General features: G+C 54.3%; 15 protein-coding genes. 4 read left to right on the top strand and 11 right to left on the bottom strand.

What is annotated here, in order from left to right; all coding sequences use genetic code 11:
• Positions 1–290: 290 nt before the first annotated feature.
• The 3 genes from SFX18_00450 (at position 291) to SFX18_00440 (ending at position 1,724) form a co-directional block, all read left to right on the top strand.
• Complete coding sequence (locus tag SFX18_00450) at positions 291–728, top strand: universal stress protein (GenBank protein MDX1961587.1); 438 nt, start codon at positions 291–293, stop codon at positions 726–728.
• Between the two features lie 34 nt (positions 729–762).
• Entirely contained in the window at positions 763–1,233 is a 471-nt protein-coding gene (locus SFX18_00445; protein MDX1961586.1) for a hemerythrin domain-containing protein, read from the top strand.
• A gap of 83 nt (positions 1,234–1,316) precedes the next feature.
• Positions 1,317–1,724: a hypothetical protein gene (locus SFX18_00440; GenBank protein MDX1961585.1), complete on the top strand. Its 408-nt coding sequence runs from the start codon at positions 1,317–1,319 to the stop codon at positions 1,722–1,724.
• 54 nt (positions 1,725–1,778) lie between these two features.
• Here the strand turns inward: SFX18_00440 and SFX18_00435 are convergent, their stop codons facing one another.
• The 11 genes from SFX18_00435 to SFX18_00385 all read right to left on the bottom strand — a co-directional run bounded on the left by SFX18_00435 (position 1,779) and on the right by SFX18_00385 (position 15,150).
• Positions 1,779–2,234, bottom strand: a complete 456-nt coding sequence (locus SFX18_00435) for a hypothetical protein (GenBank protein ID MDX1961584.1) — start codon at positions 2,232–2,234, stop codon at positions 1,779–1,781.
• A 74-nt stretch (positions 2,235–2,308) separates the two neighbouring features.
• Positions 2,309–3,145: a sulfite exporter TauE/SafE family protein gene (locus SFX18_00430; GenBank protein MDX1961583.1), complete on the bottom strand. Its 837-nt coding sequence runs from the start codon at positions 3,143–3,145 to the stop codon at positions 2,309–2,311.
• On the bottom strand, positions 3,142–5,598 hold the full coding sequence (locus tag SFX18_00425; protein MDX1961582.1) for a cation-translocating P-type ATPase: 2,457 nt from the start codon (positions 5,596–5,598) through the stop codon (positions 3,142–3,144). Before SFX18_00425 ends, SFX18_00430 begins: the two co-directional genes overlap by 4 nt.
• Positions 5,595–5,768, bottom strand: a complete 174-nt coding sequence (locus SFX18_00420; GenBank protein ID MDX1961581.1) for a hypothetical protein — start codon at positions 5,766–5,768, stop codon at positions 5,595–5,597. The genes SFX18_00425 and SFX18_00420 overlap by 4 nt, the downstream gene beginning before the upstream one ends.
• Positions 5,769–5,841: 73 nt before the next feature.
• Positions 5,842–6,183: a hypothetical protein gene (locus SFX18_00415; GenBank protein MDX1961580.1), complete on the bottom strand. Its 342-nt coding sequence runs from the start codon at positions 6,181–6,183 to the stop codon at positions 5,842–5,844.
• 105 nt (positions 6,184–6,288) lie between these two features.
• Positions 6,289–7,131 carry a cbb3-type cytochrome c oxidase subunit II gene (locus SFX18_00410; protein MDX1961579.1) on the bottom strand — a complete coding sequence of 281 codons (843 nt, stop codon included), beginning with the start codon at positions 7,129–7,131 and terminating at the stop codon, positions 6,289–6,291.
• 88 nt (positions 7,132–7,219) lie between these two features.
• Positions 7,220–8,683, bottom strand: coding sequence for a cbb3-type cytochrome c oxidase subunit I (locus SFX18_00405; GenBank protein MDX1961578.1), 1,464 nt, complete (start codon positions 8,681–8,683; stop codon positions 7,220–7,222).
• Positions 8,673–9,311, bottom strand: coding sequence for a hypothetical protein (locus SFX18_00400; GenBank protein ID MDX1961577.1), 639 nt, complete (start codon positions 9,309–9,311; stop codon positions 8,673–8,675). The genes SFX18_00405 and SFX18_00400 overlap by 11 nt, the downstream gene beginning before the upstream one ends.
• A gap of 69 nt (positions 9,312–9,380) precedes the next feature.
• Entirely contained in the window at positions 9,381–10,580 is a 1,200-nt protein-coding gene (locus SFX18_00395; protein MDX1961576.1) for a c-type cytochrome, read from the bottom strand.
• Between the two features lie 744 nt (positions 10,581–11,324).
• Positions 11,325–12,125: a ribonuclease III gene (rnc, locus tag SFX18_00390; protein ID MDX1961575.1), complete on the bottom strand. Its 801-nt coding sequence runs from the start codon at positions 12,123–12,125 to the stop codon at positions 11,325–11,327.
• Between the two features lie 388 nt (positions 12,126–12,513).
• Positions 12,514–15,150 (bottom strand): WD40 repeat domain-containing protein, encoded by a 2,637-nt coding sequence (locus SFX18_00385; GenBank protein MDX1961574.1) that lies wholly within the window; start codon positions 15,148–15,150, stop codon positions 12,514–12,516.
• A 122-nt stretch (positions 15,151–15,272) separates the two neighbouring features.
• Here SFX18_00385 and SFX18_00380 point away from each other — a divergent pair.
• Positions 15,273–16,620: prolipoprotein diacylglyceryl transferase (locus tag SFX18_00380; protein ID MDX1961573.1), on the top strand; the 1,348-nt coding region annotated here is incomplete at its 3' end.

The raw sequence follows: 16,620 nt of genomic DNA, 5'->3' as shown, positions 1-16,620 counted from the left end.
AGAGCACTTGCAGTGTGCCAAAACGCACACCGCATGTGTAGGGGGGCACACTTCTCACTATCGATCGAAAATGAATCCAGCAAAAATCAACCTCGGATCGCTCCACAAGCACTTCTTAAACATTACTTTAACTTTGGCATAATTATTGCCTAATATTGAGTTAGGGAGATTGAAGTTGGGGCAGGCGATTCCGCTATTCTTGTCGGAATCGCGGATTTTTTTGAATGCTTTTGTCCTCAAATTATCTGTTCCAGATCCCGGGGAACTTCATGAGGAGAAGGGAGGGTGCCATGTCTGTCAAAACCGTGCTCTTTCCAACTGATTTTTCGACCGCCAGTGACGCGGCTTTGCCCCATGCATCGATCCTGGCACAAGGATCGAACGCCCGCATGGTCATCCTGCATGTGGAGGAACCGCCGGTAGCCTATGCCGCAGGACAGTTTTATTACGGTGTTTCCGAGCCCGACAAACAAGTCCTGGAGAAAATGCTTCAAGCGGTTGTCCCCGCCGACAGCGCGATCGCCCACGAGCATCGCCTGGTGGTGGGAGATCCTTCCGAAGAGGTCATCCGCGTGGCAAAGGAAGAACACGCGGACATGATTGTCATGGGCACACACGGACGGAGCGGCGTGGCCAGGTTGTTGATGGGGAGCGTGGCGGAGTATGTTCTGCGGCACGCCCCTTGTCCGGTGATGGTTATCAGGCAACCGGAAGCAGCCGCTGTGTAAGTTTAAACACATTCGGGGAGAGGAGAGTGTTAAAATGACTACCTACGAAATGGAGACCCTGTTGGGTCATTTGAGCGTCGAGCATCGTGAATTGCATGCTCGGTTGCAGCATTTGCGGCAAATTATAGCCGCATGCGGGGGTTCACCAACGCTACCCCCGCCAGAGCGGCTGGCGGAATTTGTGCGCGAGCTGGAATTACTAGAGGAAGAGCTTCGCGGTCATTTTGCCCGCGAAGAGGCGGGGGGCTATTTAGAGGAAGCGGTGACGCGCCGACCCGTGCTCAACCAGGAAAGCGAACGTTTGATCCACGAGCATCAAGCCTTATTGGCGGAAATGGTGGCATTGCGAAAAACAGTGGGCAGCGCCATGTTGAATGCCACGATTTGGCCCGAAGCATGGGCCAGGTTTCACACCCTTTGCCGAAACTTGTGCGAGCATGAAAGCAACGAGAATAAGTTGATTCAGCGGGGTTACAATGTCGATTTTAACGGCTTATTGGAATAGGCCAGCCTGCAGGAATGCTTGCTATGCGAGATCCCCGGTGGTCCCGCGCGGGAACGGTCTAATCCCAACTTAGGAGTGATGCAATGCGTGCAATATGGTATTTTTCGGCAAGTCTGATCATCGGCGGATTGGTTGGCGGCTGGGCCTGGGCCAAACAACCAGAACCGGCGCCGACAGGCAACATCCAGGATTTTATGCGCGTGAAACTAAAACATTCACAAAGCATCCTGGAAGGCTTGGCTACAGAGGATTATGACAAGATGGCGAAAGGGAGCCAAGAGTTAAGCCTGTTGAGCCTGGTCGCCTCTTGGCGGGTGTTGCAGACCGAGGAATACGTCCAACACAGCAATGAGTTTCGCCGTGCGGCTGATGCGCTGCGCGACGCAGCAAAAAAGAAAAACCTGGATGGTGCCGCGCTGGCATATGTCGACCTGACGTTAAAGTGCGTCAGTTGTCATAAATATGTGCGGTCGGCGTCCGAGACAAAATAACCCCGGCCAGCAATTGGCGGGTTATTATTCAGCCGCAGTTGCTAATTTTTTAGGTTATTGTGGCCCACGTATCATGAGCGCTGCGGCGGCCACAAAGGCTCCCACCACATTCAATAACACAATCAGCAGCCCGACACCGGCGATCGTTTGGATCCCGTCGTCGGGTTTTTGCTTTTTGCGCATTAGCACGCGCTGCACAAACACTGTTGCCACCCAGCTCCAATGCAGCATGACGTGCAATAAAATCAGCAATGATAAAACCGCCAGGCTGGCGAATTGAAATTGCATCCAATCGTCGTGCGAATACCCCCACAGCTTCCATCCCGCGCTGTTCGCCGCGCGGGGAAAGACATATCGCGCAACCACGCTAATGCCCACATGCGCCGCAAACACAACGCCCAATAGCGTGTCCAACCAAAAATTCGTATCGGTAACGGTCCACGTATGTTTGAACGTGGGAAGGGTATTTTCCGACTCAGGCTCGGTGCGTTTGCTTTTTTTGGACGGCATGTTGAGGGGCGGAGCGGACACTCGATTTGCAAATTCCGATTGGAGTTGCGTTCAGTTAACACGAGCCTCGCCATTCATGATGGGCTGGCTTCATCCACCACGGCGCAAAAGGGACAAGGTTGAATCTTTTGTTTGGATGGATCGCTATTGACCGTCGGCTGTCCGGTGACGCTGTGCCAAGCGTAGGCCCCCCGCCAGATTGATAACCCGCCCGTGATCATCAGGCAGATTGCGGCGATTTTCCACAATCGCCGACGAACGGAAAGCGAACACCAGCCCGCTCCCAAACCCAAAAGAGTCATCAGCGGTATTGTTCCTAGGCCAAAGACCGCCATGGTTAACCAGGCTTCAAAGGGGGTAGCCCGACTGGCGGCTAACGCCAAAAACGCGTAAACGAGTCCGCAAGGGAGCAAGCCTGTCAAAACTCCCGCTAAAAACGTGTGCTGATAGGTGTGCCCCGCCAGCAATCCGTGAAATAATTTTGCCGAAGCGCACCATGCCTGTTGAGCGCATGAACTGGGTTGCAGTATTGTCAGCTCCGGGATTTTTCGTGGGTGTGAATAAGACTCGCCAGGACGCGCGAAAAGCCGCGTTTTCCATGCGGGAAATCTCCAGCCGGCGGCGTGCATTCCCTGGCCAATTAAACATATTCCAGCCGCAATGGCCAACATTGCCTGCCAGGGAAGCAACGACCATCCCGCCGAGCCAAGCATCAGCCCAAATCCGCCAGCCAGCATCCCCAAGCAGGAGTACGTGCAAATCCGTCCCGCGCCATATAACAGTTGGCGGGACAGATTTTGCCTCCATGTTCCGCCATGGAGACCTAGCGTCACCGCAAATCCGCCGCACATTCCCAGGCAATGCGCGGAACCCAGCAAACTGCCCCCCAGGACGAAAATGAGATCGCTCATACGGCCACCGGCTTTCGCTGAGAGTGATTGTCTTTCAACTGACATTCATTGTTGGTAAACGGGGCAATGCCAGCGTCAATCCTGGTGGAATGAGGCACCTCAGTCGGCAGGGGAAATTTTGCTAAACGCATGCTATTTACAATGACCAAAAGGCTGCTGACCACCATAAAGGCGGCCGCCCAGATCGGGTTCAATAATCCCCCCACCGCCAAGCCAATGCCCGCGATATTATAAACAAAGGCCCAAAACAGATTCATGCGCACGATCCGTAGCGTTTGCTTTGCCAAAGCGATCGACCAGGCGATCCGGCCCAGATCATTTCCCAAAAGGCATATTGACGCGCTTTGTCGGGACAGATCGGCCCCGCAACCGAGTGAAAACCCGATATCGGCGGCGGCTAGGGCCGGCGCGTCGTTCACGCCATCACCCACCATGACGACGATGCGCCCTTGGCGTTGCAGCTTTTGCAGCCACGCAACTTTTTCCTCGGGGGCCAATCCGCCGATCCCGATTAATTGAAACCGCTTGGAAAAAGTCTCGACACGGCGCGGTTCATCGCCGCTAAGCAATACCGTTTCTAAACCGGATTGGCGCAGTTCATCAATCGCGGAAAACGCTTCGGCGCGCGGCGTCTCGCGAAAGACAAATCCGGCTTGTACTTTGCCTTTCCACCCCACATAACTGACCGCCCAGCCTAGCTCCCGCTGCCGTTCGCGCAGATCCCGTAATTCTGGCGGCCATTCAAATCCGCACTCCGCCATTAGTCGGTGGTTCCCCAATGCCAACAAGGGTACTTGGGGGGCGTTACACGCGCTACTGGCGGTCCCATTGGCCATAATGTCATCCGCGGCGGCAAAGGCGACCAATCCCCTGCCCGGCAAACTGCGAATCAATCTACCATTCAGCGGGGGAGCAAAAGGGGAATCAATGGTGGCAGCGTCATCGATAGGCCGCTGCCCGGCCAGGGTCAGCTTTTGAAAATTGGCTAACGCCTGGGAAAACGGATGCGGAGAGTGCAGGGCTAGTTCGGCTCCCCGGGCAAGTGCGTCTTGCTCGGTTATTTCCGTGTGGCAGATGATCTGGCTGACCTCGGCGACATCCCGGGTCAGGGTTCCGGTCTTGTCAAATGCCACCACATTGACGGCCGCCAGGCGTTCCAGGGCATCGCCGCGGCGAAATAACACTTGCGACTGCGACGCGCGTCCGACCGCGGTCCAAATGGCTAGCGGCGTGGCGATTCCCAACGCGCAGGGACATGCGATTAACACAACCGCCAACCCTTTCATCCCCCCCGTTACCCAGGCTCCTTGCCAACCATGAAAGAATAATACGCAAAGAGCGATGACAATAGTCGCGGGCAAAAAAAACGCGGCCACGCGTTCGGCCAGGACCTGATAATCTCCTCGTGAACGCTGGGCCTCTTGGACGGCGCGAATCATCCGGGAAAGTGATCCCCGATTGGCAGGCAACACACACTCGATCACCAGGCTTCCATCAAGCACCAGGCTTCCCCCCCGGACGGGATTCCCTGATTGCCTGACTTGGGGCAGACTTTCGCCGGTCAGCAATTGTTCATCCACATCGGCGATTCCAACCAATATTTTGCCATCGACGGGAATTCGTTCGCCCGCGCGAACTCTAAGACAGTCGCCGCTTTGGACAGCTTCGATGGGGATCTCTTCTCCTGGATCAAAAAAGGGGGCGGACCCAACTGCGGCGGGATCAAAGCCAGGCAATCGCACGACGTTTTTGGGCAGCAACTGTGCCAGCGACTCCAGGGCCACGGCCGCCCGTTGCTTACCCAGCGATTCCAACCACCGTCCCAACGTCACAAACAACAACACGACGCAGGCGACCTCGCAATAAATCGCTCCGGTGCCGCGCCAGACCGAAACAAAGCTATAGCCCAACGCCGCCCAAACCCCAATCAGTAGTAGCAAATCCACGGCAAGACGGCCGCGGCGCAGTTGGGCCAGCGCTTCGGCCAAGAGTGGCTCCCCCAACATCCAAACCACCGGCAAACTCAATAAAAAACTCAACCAACGAAACAAATCCGCCAGCAGAATTGCAGGCGCGCTGGTAAAGGCTGCTTGGTTTTGGGCGGTGTGCCCATAGACTTCGCTCGACCAGAGCGCCATCGTAAAAACCGTCACATTCAGCGTAAAAAAGACGCTCAACAAAATTTTTACCAACCAGGGATTGCAGGCAACTCCCGCTGACGACTCGCTCGAAACCGCCGCCGCAAAGCGACATCCCGAACAACAATAGCGGGGTTCGGCCAGCGGGTCCCCCGACTGAGCCGGTTGAGGCGCTGTTTGCGGGGGGGTATCTTTCCGCGACCAGGCGTTCCGCCAGGGGCCTCCCCAGCTAAAACTTCGGGGGAGGGGGAGTCCACAATACGCGCATTCCTCTCCGGCGGGAGACTGCTTCGTGGGCGGAAATGACGGGGTCATTGATTAAAGAAGTTTTGTGATTGCAGATCGGGAAATAGATATTTCACGGTGTAATAGACGGCAAAAATCCAAAAACCGACCCATACCAGGCGCACATACCAAGGAATCCGATTGGTGACATAATCATGGTATTCCCCTTCGGCTTGTGGTGAATCTACATCAGGACGCATAAGTACCGCCAATGGAATGAATGTGACGATTGTGGAGTAATAAAATGAGGATCGTACGCCTGGCGTCTTGCGTTTAAGGGGATTTCCGCGCCGCCGACAGCGGAACCACCGCGGAGGCATGCTCTAATTGATCCAGCAGTTGCTCATTGGCTAGCATGGTCAACTTTGGTTCTTCTAGATCGCGGAACATGCCATTTAAGGCGGCCCAAATGAACAAACAGACAAAACCAGCGCTGGCGATCACATAATTCACCACCGGTGTCACGGCGAACGCCCATTCCGCCTCCCCCTGGTAGGCTTCGATCAGCATCTGGATTTTGCCGCCAAACGTGACCAGGCAAGGTCCCAGGATGACCAAACAAATGATGGACCATTTTGTGATGATTTGTGTGCGAGTTTTTGAGGGAACGGGCATGGCGGTGAGCTGGTGAAAGGGGGTATTACCGGGTATGTATTCAGGATGTTCCAGGAAAACCGACAATAAGCCAATTGCTGGTGGAATGATGCCGCAAGGCGGGAATCATTCCGAGGTGCTCTGGACGTCGGTTGGCTCGTTGGTTGTGTTAGGTGGGGCTGTGTTTGCAGGAGGCGAGTTAACAGGTGGTGCGTTTGGCGCGGTAGCGGTCGAGTCCGCCGCAGGTTCTACTGAAGAAGGTGCTACCACGGGTGGGGTCATGTCTGCGGGCGGGTCAGCGACCGCGGTCCCTGGCACATAAGTTTTTCCCGGGTCGTCGGATGCTTGGTAGGTCTCGTACAACGGGTAGCTTTCCAGCCAAGAGCCTAACCACTGCACATAGGTAATGATGGCCAGCCCGCGCGCGTTGGGCTTGTTGGGGTCGTTATCGTCAAAAAACCATGGATAATTGGGCATAGGAGAATTTGTTGAGACCGACTGGGGTTTCCAAAAATGGATCGCGTGCCAGTCGCTGCCGCGGCGGCCTCCTTCGCGGCTGAGGTCGGGTCCGACGCGGCGCGTGCCAAACATCACTGGTCGCTGTAGCACGTTTTGGTATTCCTCGCTTCGCGCCACGGGACCAAAGCGCTTTGATTCGTTAGCGACCGGACGGACAAATTGGCTATGGCAGTGCCAACACCCTTCGCCGATATAAATTTTTCGCCCTGCCGCCAGCAGCTTTTCACAATTCTCCGGCGTCGGCTCGCCGACATAGGTCTTAAATTGTTCGGGATAGCGCCGCGCAAGATCTTCCACGGCATACATCACATTGGCATTGGTCAGTTCCGGTAATTGCCGTTCAGGCAAGTGCTGGTACATAAAAATAGGCACCAGCCCGTTGCTTAAAAAGGCAAAGATGAAAAAACCGATCCCGCCAATCCATAAGACGCCCCCTTTGGATTCAAACATGGTAAGCTCATTCCGTCGGAATTAGGTGTGTGTCGCGAGACGCGCGCCAGCCTGATTAAGCCAGCCCCCGCGCCGCGCGATTTAAAAATCAAGCTTCCGCGCCGTTCAGTTCCCGCCGCGCCGGCTGGCGGACCGTTAAGTAAATGTTGTACAGAAACGCCAGCAAACCGCTAAAGATCGCCAATCCAGCGAACACCCGCACAACCCAAAATGGATGGGACACATCGGTGCTGACATCCCACGGAGCCAGCGAGACCCAATGAAAGCCCTGAAAGATCCCCGCCAGCGTCAAGTCCAAAAACATCACCGTCAACCCCCCGGTAAATAACCAGAAGTGCCATTCCTGCAATTCGCGGCTGTACCAGGGCTTGTCCAACAAGCGCGGTATTAAGTAGGTCATGATTCCCATCAACCAGAACGTAAACACGCCAAACATGACCAAATGGGCGTGCCCGACGACCCAGTCGCTAAAGTGGATCATCTCTTGAAAGGTCAAAGTGACTTGTAGCGCGCATTGAAAACAGGTGACAAAATAATTCACCATCCCCATGTAAAACCAGCGAATCGGCAGATTGGTTACTAATTCGCGCCCGCTGCCATACAACGTGCCAAAGAAATTGACGATCACGGTAAAGACCACCATTTCCACCGCGATTGTGGAAATGACCGCCCCATATTGCAAAAACATGGGAATGGGGGTGTACAGAAAATGGTGGATGCCTTGCAAGGGATAGAAAAACGCCAACCCCCAAAACCCGACCAGGGACAATCCATGCGACCACATCGGCTTTTTCAAGAGGATCGGCACAAAATAGTACATGGCTCCCCAACCCAGTGGCGTCACGAACAGCCCCACCAGATCGTGGATAAAGAGACCGGCGACCGCCCCACCGCCGGTCCCGGGAGCGACATATTCGGGAATGAAATTTCCCATGGCATAGGTCAAGAACGTCCAGACAAACATGGCCAAAAAGTACCACAGCGTCACATATAGCGGGCCAGCGGAGTAAGCGATCGGGGCCATGAAATTGAACGCGACCAGTGCCAGGCCTAAAAGCGCCACCGGATCAATCCATACCGGTGTCTCCCCCCATTCCACTCCCTGGGCCTCGCCCAAGAGCAGTCCCGCCGCTGTGGCCAAGACCACAAATTGCCAGGCGAAAAAGATGAAATAGGATAACGCCACGCTGAGCACGGGACGCAGGGTCAACCGGGGGATAATCCAGTGCAGGCAGCCGAGAAACGCATTGGCCAAAAAGCCATAAGCGACGGCGTTGGTATGCACCATTCTCCATCGTCCCGGTGAAAAATACTCCAATCCGTTAAGCGGATTCCAGTTTACCATTTGCAGCGCCACTAAAATGCCGGCGATCATGTTAATCGTCAGAAAGCCCAGCGCTGCCAGAAAATACCACCATACCAGGCGGTAATTTACCAGGACGCGCGGGTCAATTTCAGCGGTTGCGGTTGCTTGTGACATCATCTCCAGCCATTCGTGCTTAAGTAATTCGGTAGCGGGGTAAATTAAGTCGGGCGGGGCGTTATGCCGCATTCTGGCGTGTTATCCGCACATACGGGCGAAAGTCGGCCCAGGGACTCACGAGCGCCATCGTGATGCCAAACACCAGGTGCGTCAGCAGGGCTACCCACGGGGGAATCATTTCCACAATCCAGCGACCTCCCAACAAGGCCGGTTGCAGCCAGCTAAGGATCAAATAGAAATTGACGAACCACACCACCGTTCCCAGGACGGCTCCCGCCAGCACGCGGGACAGCAGGGTCGCTTGCGGCATGAAACGGCTAAAGAACAACTGAAAAATCATGCCGTAAAACATCCCCGTGATAATGTATAAAAAGCAGCCAATGGCCAGCGTCAATTCATTGCCCAGCGTTAGCGCCTTTTCCCCCATGGGAAACGTCAAATAAACCTGGATTAACTTTAACGGATGTTGATCGGACGCCCCCATTAGTTTCCACAGGTAAGAGCCGACTACGTTAAATAGCAGGCTAACCAAGGCAGGTATCGACCCTAGCAAAAATCCACTTGTGGCATGATAGGCGGTGTAATACCCCTCGGTTCGCCACGGCTCCATTCCCGCATCGATCCCCAGATCCGTTTCTAATGCCGCGACCCGTTTGCGTAGTTCTGCCAGTTCACGTTCTTTCGTTTGACGATCCATGGAAACTAAAAAAGCTAAAGTGTGTGGGCCAACGGGAATAAACGGGCGAACGGTGCCGCGGCGGAAGGGTTACTTGGCGGAGGCATTACTCGCTGCGGAGGCGGACTCTTTGGCGGCCTTGGCTTTTTGGGCGTCGTCAAAGACCGAATCAGCCAGGATGGCGCGTCGCCGCGCGCTGCTGAGGGCTTGCACATAATGGACAATGTCCCAGACCAGATCGGGATTATCCTTAAAATCGTTATATCGCGAGGGCATCGGTTCAATTCCAATCATGATCCGGCGATAAATATCAATCGCGCGTCCCCCGCCGTGGAACATGCCCGCCGTCAGGTCCGCCGCCCGCGAAACATTTCCCCATTCATCCAAAAAGTTTTCCCGCTGTTCGGGCGGAATATCCATCCCGCGGCCATCCTTGCCATGGCAACTGTAGCAACTAGCGGTGGAACTCATGTAGGCCGCTTCGCCCCGTTTAACGGACTCGGCCGTGAATGGCGTCTCCTTGCTCAGGGGTTCCAGGACAAAATTTCCCGCCTCATTCCATTCGTCGCGGATTTGTTGCATTTGTTGCTCGATAAAGCCTTCCACAAAACGGACCTTGCGCCGCTCTTCGGGCGCGGATGGGTCTCCGCCGGCTTCCTGGGGTAGATCTTCAAAGACATCCTCCCCCGCCTCGTATTGCGTCAAGATCCGATATTCCAGTTCTCCCCGTTGCGCTAGCGACATGACATAGCTGATCACATCCCGCACTTCATCATCCGGTAACAAGGGGAAGGCGGGCATCGAGGTGCCAACCGCGCCCCGGCGTATTACCGCCTCCAAGTCCGTGCGAGTCGGCTTTTTCTTGCGTTTGAGCGTGGGATCTTCGCTATTGATCGTACTGATAAATTTAAAGATCCCTTTGCGGTAATCTCGCGGTTTGGGGGAGAGGGCATACGCGGCGGGTCCGGCTCCGTTGCCGGTATCACCATGGCAGGACGCGCAGCGCAACTGGTACACGGCCTGGCCCGCCAGCAAGGAACTGGTAGGCAGCGAAGGGTCGCTAATCAGCTTTGGACTGGAGGGGGTACCGGCATGTTCCGTCAAGGTTTGCGCGATCAATTCCCGCATCGGGGGGGTTAGCTTTTGGGTTTCCGCACGCGGTTCGTAAATGATATCCTTACCGGGTTGGCAACCACTTAGCCCCGCCAGCGCGATCAGCATGGACAAGCAGCGATAAATAATCTTGCGAAGTAATGGCTGCAAATCACAGACAATAAAATCAGGCTTCATGTTGGATTGGCACTTGTTCAGTCGCTTGTCGCAAATAACATGGCGTCACCGCCATGTCTTTAAAATTTGCCGCAACAGTTAAAAATGGTTGGCACTCCATTCGCCACCCTCACGGAGCACCAGAGAGTAGGTGTGTTACAAATTCGCAATGGCAAGCGATGTGCCAAACAACATGAAGAGCTTCGCGGCCAACCGCGTTCTTACTGCAAAAATCCAGATATTCATGTTAAAAATGACAATTGGCGCACATTAAATAAAATAAAATATTTATAAGTGAAGCATTCAAGATTGTTAAGAAATTTATAAACGTCGCTGATCATTGTTAACCTGTGACAAAAACGCGCGCGATATCAAGGGGAAATGTGCCTTTTCGCTCAGTATCCGTGAATAATGATCAGACGCGCTAAAATGAGCGCGCACCTTATTGGGTTTATATCCTAATGCTCTGTCAACGATTCGTTTTGGATGAGCCCGCAAAATGCTAGCCCATGGTTAGAGCGGCAAAATGCATGAGCTAACGCCCAGCGGCTGATCCGCCTAACTCGAGCGTTTAGCGTTGGCACTGCACTAGCCACCAAATGGAATAAAATACTGGCACAAAATGTCGTGAAAATGGCAAACTCATCTAGCCCTGGGCCATCCATGCGGTTGGAATTTCAACAGTCGACTGGGACGGCATGAGAGACGAATCCCCCCCGCAATTTAGTTCCAACAAGCCAAAGATTCGCCGTTCGCTTTTAGGAGTTAACCGTCCGCCGCAAAGGGGGGGATTTCGCCATTGAGTTCACACAACGCGTTGCGGGCTGCCCGTTGTTCGGCTTCCTTTTTATTGCGACCCCAGGCGGAGGAATAGCGATTTTTGCCAATTTGGGCGGCGATTTTGAAACATTTGCTATGATCGGGGCCTTTTTCGTCTAGTAACAAATAGCAGGGCATTTGGCCAAATTCGCGCTGCGCGTGTTGTTGCAAGGTGGATTTAAAGTTCAGCGTCCCTTCTCCATTGGCGGTGGCCTCGATTTCAGCGCCAATTCGCGAAACAATAAAGTCTCGTGCCGCCGCGTGTCCCCCATCCAGGTAGATCGCCGCCACCAATGATTCAAACACATCCGCCAACAGCGACACGGGGACTTCGCTATGGGTGGTCATTCCCTTCCCCATGATTAAAAAATCCTGCAAACCGGCTTGCGCGCTCAGTTTGGCAAGGGTGCCGCGGCTAACCACCACGGACTTGATTTTGGTGAGATCCCCCTCTAAGAATTCCGGAAACCGGTGATATAGCATTTCACAAACAACCGCCCCTAAAATCGCATCCCCCAGAAACTCCAACCGTTCATTCGATGCCAGTCGATGTTGCGCGCCCGAGGCATGCGTGAGTGCGGCTAACAACAGCTTGGGATCGTTAAACTCGTAGCCCAAGCGCGACTTGCAGGCGGCGGCTAAAGAGTCCAAATCTTTATCGATTTGGAACGCTGCCCCCAATCCAGGAACGGGGGGGATGGTCAATGCGGGTAGCGCTTGACCAACTTGAGACGTATCGCTTGACATGCTCGCTCCCAAGGCGCTTTGAGCCAGGAAAAAACGAACCAGTCGAAGCGAGGGGGCGGACTTTTACCGGGGGTGGCAATCCCTCCCTAGCAAAGCCCATTCCCTCGTTTCCACGGGCAAAATCCCCAAACATTCCGGGGAATAATACTCATCTGACTTTTTAAACTTAGTTCCCCCCACCGATTAAGTCAATTGAATTTCCTTAGGGGTGAGGATCAACGTGCTCCCTGAATCTCTCTAAAACAGCGAAACATCGGGGGAAAAGCGCTGTGTACGATTTAAACAGAGCGCCTCATGGCAAATGGGAGGATATTCCTAGCAATAGATAAAAAAACCAAAGCCCCTAAAATGCCATGATGGCACTAGGGTATCCGGCGAAAAGGATGATTTACTTGGGATCGGCAATCCCCAGTACATTCAAGGATTTTTTAGCTAATTCCCGTAGTTTGGGCGTGGCTGAGTCGCTGGCGATTCTTTTAAGTTGCTCCCGCGCTTCAAGAGTATTAATTCGTTCCAAGAGCCAAATCGCGCGGTAGGTTTGCATTTCCGCGGGATTTAGTAATGTTGCGGATTTACGGGCTTCGCGCAGCAATATCTCTAAGCGAGCTTTGACCTCTAGCGATTTAGCCTCTTTCAATGCCGCCTCAATGTAGACCTCCGCCGGTTCGCCCAGCGATTCGATTTCACGGGTGGCGCGTTCGCGAATCACAAATTCCGGGGCATCCAGTTGTTGCACAAGCTGATCAACGCGATTTGGCAAAGTTTGGTCTAATTCGCCAAATTCTAATTTAGCGGCAACTAAGGGTACCGTCGTGTCGGGATAGGCGGCCAAACGATTAAGCGCGAGAAAGGCTTTCGTGGAATCGGCTCCACCTAAATCCCGCCACCAAGATTCGCGCTCTTCGGGTAACTGCGGTGGAGGAGGGGCGATTTCCGCCAAGGCATTATCGGGGATTTGCCAGTTGGCCGCGGTCCCGTCCGCATAAGCACAAACCACATTTAACCCCTGGGCGCGGCAAGCCGTGATTTTTATCGGCGGTTGTTGGTCAAGCGATACCACCGCCAGTTCTCGATGATGCAGCAGGTCATGGACGTGCAACCGCCCCTGGGCATCGGGCCAAACCAATTCCGTATGATCCGGCGTCAATCCCAGCAAACGTCCCGCTTGGGCCATGTTTGTCCACGGTATCACATACGCCGTTTTACCCCCGTTATGGATTTCCCGCACATTCAGGCCTTCCAACCGCACATCTAGCAATAGGCGGTCCTGATCGGCAAAGAATCCCCCCATGCTGTTGACGTTATGTAATTCGGCGGGGGTATTGTCGCCGCGCTGGCCACTCCACAAAAACTGCCCCGTTTCCAGATCCTTGATATCCAGACGAAAACGCAAACCCGTCGCTTCCGCATTTCCCGCTTTGCATAGTTGGCTACCCAAACGCAAGTTTTGCGACAATCCCAAAACATTGACCTCTCCTGGTTGCTCCCCCAATGCCCATACCTTTTCCGGGGTGACTTGCGGTGAATTCAAATCCCACATCAGGTACTGCACCGGAGCCGCGGCCTGAATGACCGCCAACAACCGTTGGCCATCCGCCGCCAGGCCAAATGACCCGATCTGGGCGGGGGCCTGCAGTTCGCGGCCGGGCTTTGCCAGTTGATCCACGTTGTTTCCGACTGGGGCCGCGGCGGCAAACTGGTCGAGTGCGATTTCCTCTAGAATTTGCAGCTTTTTTCGCCAATAAAGCCGTTCACTATTGGCGGAAAATACCACCGTGGAGCTACCACCGTCTCCACGTGTGCGGTACAGACACTCGCCGGTGGCAGCGCGCCAGACGCAAAAGTAGCCATCTCCGCTCATGCTGGCCATATAATTGCCGTCGGGACTGATGGAAAGATGAGTGATGGGGAGCAGATGGCCGGTCAAATGCTCCCCAACGGGTTTTAAATCCGCTAGAGTCCACCCCTGAATCACACAGCCCGTGCCCAGAAATAATTTTCCCTCCGGGACTAATTCCGGCAGGCAAAAACTGGGAGTATAAATATGATTAATTAGTTTGCCCGCGTCTTTTTTCTGTTCGACATCCCATAATGTCAAAGTGGAATTATAAGCCGTCAGGATGAGATAACGGCCATCCTCTGAAAACATGAGATGGCGTATCGCCATGCCGGGCTGGGCGGTCTGTAATTCGGCTTTGGTCTCTAGGTCATAAATCACCGCCGACTGGTTATTATGGGTGACCGCCAGCCAAGGTTTGGTGGGGTGATAAGCCACTTGGTAGAAATTGTTTTTGCTCTCCAAGATAGGGGGAAGTTGCTTTTTTTCCTGGGTGTCCCAGGTGCGCAGTCCCTGGCTATTGCGGGTGGTCAGGGTAAAATAACGCCCATCGGGGCTAAAAGCCCCGGTTAAGAGGACTTCCGGGGTAATACTCCAGGCGGAAAGTTCCTCTCCGGTCTGACAACTAAAGAATTTCACCGGTTTATCCGGTTTTTCCACGTAGGCCCATTGCTGGCCCCCCGGCGCAAAGATGATCAAGGACTGATTTGGCAGCAGGGAGAGGGATTTTGACCAGACGATTTTTTGCCGTTCCACATCAATGGCATCAATGCCCCCCGTCCGCTGAATCAGTAATAATTTATGCGCCACCGACCAAAAGCTCATGCGCGACATCCGTTGGGAGATTGAGTAAGCCGGCGCGGATAGTTGGCATAAATCTCGGACATCACCGGTTTTTGCCGCACAAAAACGTAATTTCTGGTCGTTATTGCACAGCACGGCAAAGCCGTCCAGATCGGGAATATAGGTGATCGCGGCGATGAAATTAGGCAATCGATATGCCTGCGCGCCAAAGCGGGCGATTTGCCGGGGAGCGGTCTGGGCCGTGGCGCGCGTGGTATGACCGACCGGCAGTCCCGCCGCCAGGGCCATCATCCCGATTAATACGCCGGCGCGGCGGAGAGCTTGCCAACCATGGCGGCTTTTTCGTATTCCGCGCGTCGGGTGTGGGTTTAAATCCGCATTCATAATATCGAGAGGAGCCGCAGGAGGTCCCCTTGTGGGCCAGGGAAAGGTTCACGACAATTTTTATATCATTGATCCCAGCTTTTGCGCGGGGACTTGTTTACCATTATCCGGAACCGTGGATTGTGCTGCAAACACTTTTTTACATCCCCGCGGAAGTTTTAGGATTGCCCGTCCTGGGGGTAGGCCTACTGTTGTTTTTCTGGGCTTTGCTGGCGGGAGTGATTTTTGCCTATCAGTATCGCTGGGGGGGATGGAACGCCGATTTGATCAATTATACGGTTTTCGCGGTCCTCATCGGGGCCGCCATTGTGTGGCTCTTGCCTCAATTAGCAGAGCGCATCCCCGGCTCCGATGCCCGGGGGATACCAATTCGCGGTTATGGCGTGATGCTCTTGGTGGCGGTGGTCAGCGGGGTGGCGTTGGCATTACACCGGGCCAAAGCCGAGGGCTTGCCGGGGGAAGTGATTTTTTCCTTGGCGGTTTGGCTGGTGGTAGCGGGAATTATTGGCGCTCGTATTTTTTACGTCATCGAATATCGCCAGAATTTTGATATTCGCCATCCCGATGGCTCGTGGGATCCCTGGGGTTCCTTGGTCGCCGCCATTAACATGCAAAAAGGGGGCTTGGTCGTCTTTGGGTCTCTGATCGGTGCCATGGCGGGAATGTCGCTTTTTTGTTGGAAAACAAAAATCAATTTTTTAGCCTTGGCCGACCTGATTGCTCCTAGTATGGCCGTGGGGCAGGCCATTGGCAGGCTCGGATGTTTTCTCAATGGCTGCTGTTATGGTGGGGAATGCGATCTCCCGTGGGGGGTGCGGTTTCCCCCGGAAAGTCCCGTCTATATTCAACAAGTCGAACAAGGACGGCATTTTATCCACGGGTTGCAACTTTCGTGGCAGGAAGAAGAGTTGCCCGCGATTGTGACAGCGGTGGAAAAGTATTCCGCCGCCGAAAAAGCCGGACTGCGGCCGGGATTGCGCATTCGCCAAATTATCGTATTGAACCCCGGCGCGACCAACCCGCGGCGCTATCCCCCGGTTGATTTAAATCCCGCGGGCGGTGCTATCTCGGCCCGTTATGCCCTGCAGGTGTTATTACAAGAACGACTCCCGGGAACGGAATTAACGTTGCACTTTGATGGCTTGGAACCGCCGGTCCACTTTGTCACCGCCGGGTTGCCCACGGCCTTGCCTGTCCATCCCACCCAAATCTATAGCGCGCTGGATGCGTTTTTTTTGGCCTGGGTGTTGTGGACGTTTACACCATTGCGGCGGCGGCATGGCCAAGTGTTGGCCTTAACCCTGATCCTGCATGCCATTTCCCGCTTTTTGCTGGAAATGATTCGCGTCGATGAAGCCAACTTTTTGCACACCGGGCTGAGTATCTCTCAAAACCTTAGCCTGGGGATGTTCGCGGTCGGCGTATTGCTGTGGGCGTGGGTTAGTTGGGGGGCGGGGGGGGCGGGGGGAA

This window comes from Pirellulales bacterium (genome assembly GCA_033762255.1).
Taxonomy (GTDB): domain Bacteria; phylum Planctomycetota; class Planctomycetia; order Pirellulales; family JALHPA01; genus JANRLT01.
Note: the sequence above shows the minus strand (reverse complement) of the source record. Positions and strands in the feature narration are given on the sequence as shown.

Bases quoted from the DNA above. Each gene is read 5' to 3' on its own strand.
- SFX18_00410 (MDX1961579.1), bottom strand. From the start codon at position 7,131: ATGTTTGAATCCAAAGGGGGCGTCTTATGGATTGGCGGGATCGGTTTT.
- rnc (MDX1961575.1), bottom strand. From the start codon at position 12,125: ATGTCAAGCGATACGTCTCAAGTTGGTCAAGCGCTACCCGCATTGACC.
- SFX18_00430 (MDX1961583.1), bottom strand. From the start codon at position 3,145: ATGAGCGATCTCATTTTCGTCCTGGGGGGCAGTTTGCTGGGTTCCGCG.
- SFX18_00445 (MDX1961586.1), top strand. From the start codon at position 763: ATGACTACCTACGAAATGGAGACCCTGTTGGGTCATTTGAGCGTCGAG.
- SFX18_00400 (MDX1961577.1), bottom strand. From the start codon at position 9,311: ATGGATCGTCAAACGAAAGAACGTGAACTGGCAGAACTACGCAAACGG.
- SFX18_00435 (MDX1961584.1), bottom strand. From the start codon at position 2,234: ATGCCGTCCAAAAAAAGCAAACGCACCGAGCCTGAGTCGGAAAATACC.
- SFX18_00420 (MDX1961581.1), bottom strand. From the start codon at position 5,768: ATGCGTCCTGATGTAGATTCACCACAAGCCGAAGGGGAATACCATGAT.
- SFX18_00415 (MDX1961580.1), bottom strand. From the start codon at position 6,183: ATGCCCGTTCCCTCAAAAACTCGCACACAAATCATCACAAAATGGTCC.
- SFX18_00440 (MDX1961585.1), top strand. From the start codon at position 1,317: ATGCGTGCAATATGGTATTTTTCGGCAAGTCTGATCATCGGCGGATTG.
- SFX18_00425 (MDX1961582.1), bottom strand. From the start codon at position 5,598: ATGACCCCGTCATTTCCGCCCACGAAGCAGTCTCCCGCCGGAGAGGAA.
- SFX18_00450 (MDX1961587.1), top strand. From the start codon at position 291: ATGTCTGTCAAAACCGTGCTCTTTCCAACTGATTTTTCGACCGCCAGT.
- SFX18_00385 (MDX1961574.1), bottom strand. From the start codon at position 15,150: ATGAATGCGGATTTAAACCCACACCCGACGCGCGGAATACGAAAAAGC.
- SFX18_00405 (MDX1961578.1), bottom strand. From the start codon at position 8,683: ATGCGGCATAACGCCCCGCCCGACTTAATTTACCCCGCTACCGAATTA.
- SFX18_00395 (MDX1961576.1), bottom strand. From the start codon at position 10,580: ATGAAGCCTGATTTTATTGTCTGTGATTTGCAGCCATTACTTCGCAAG.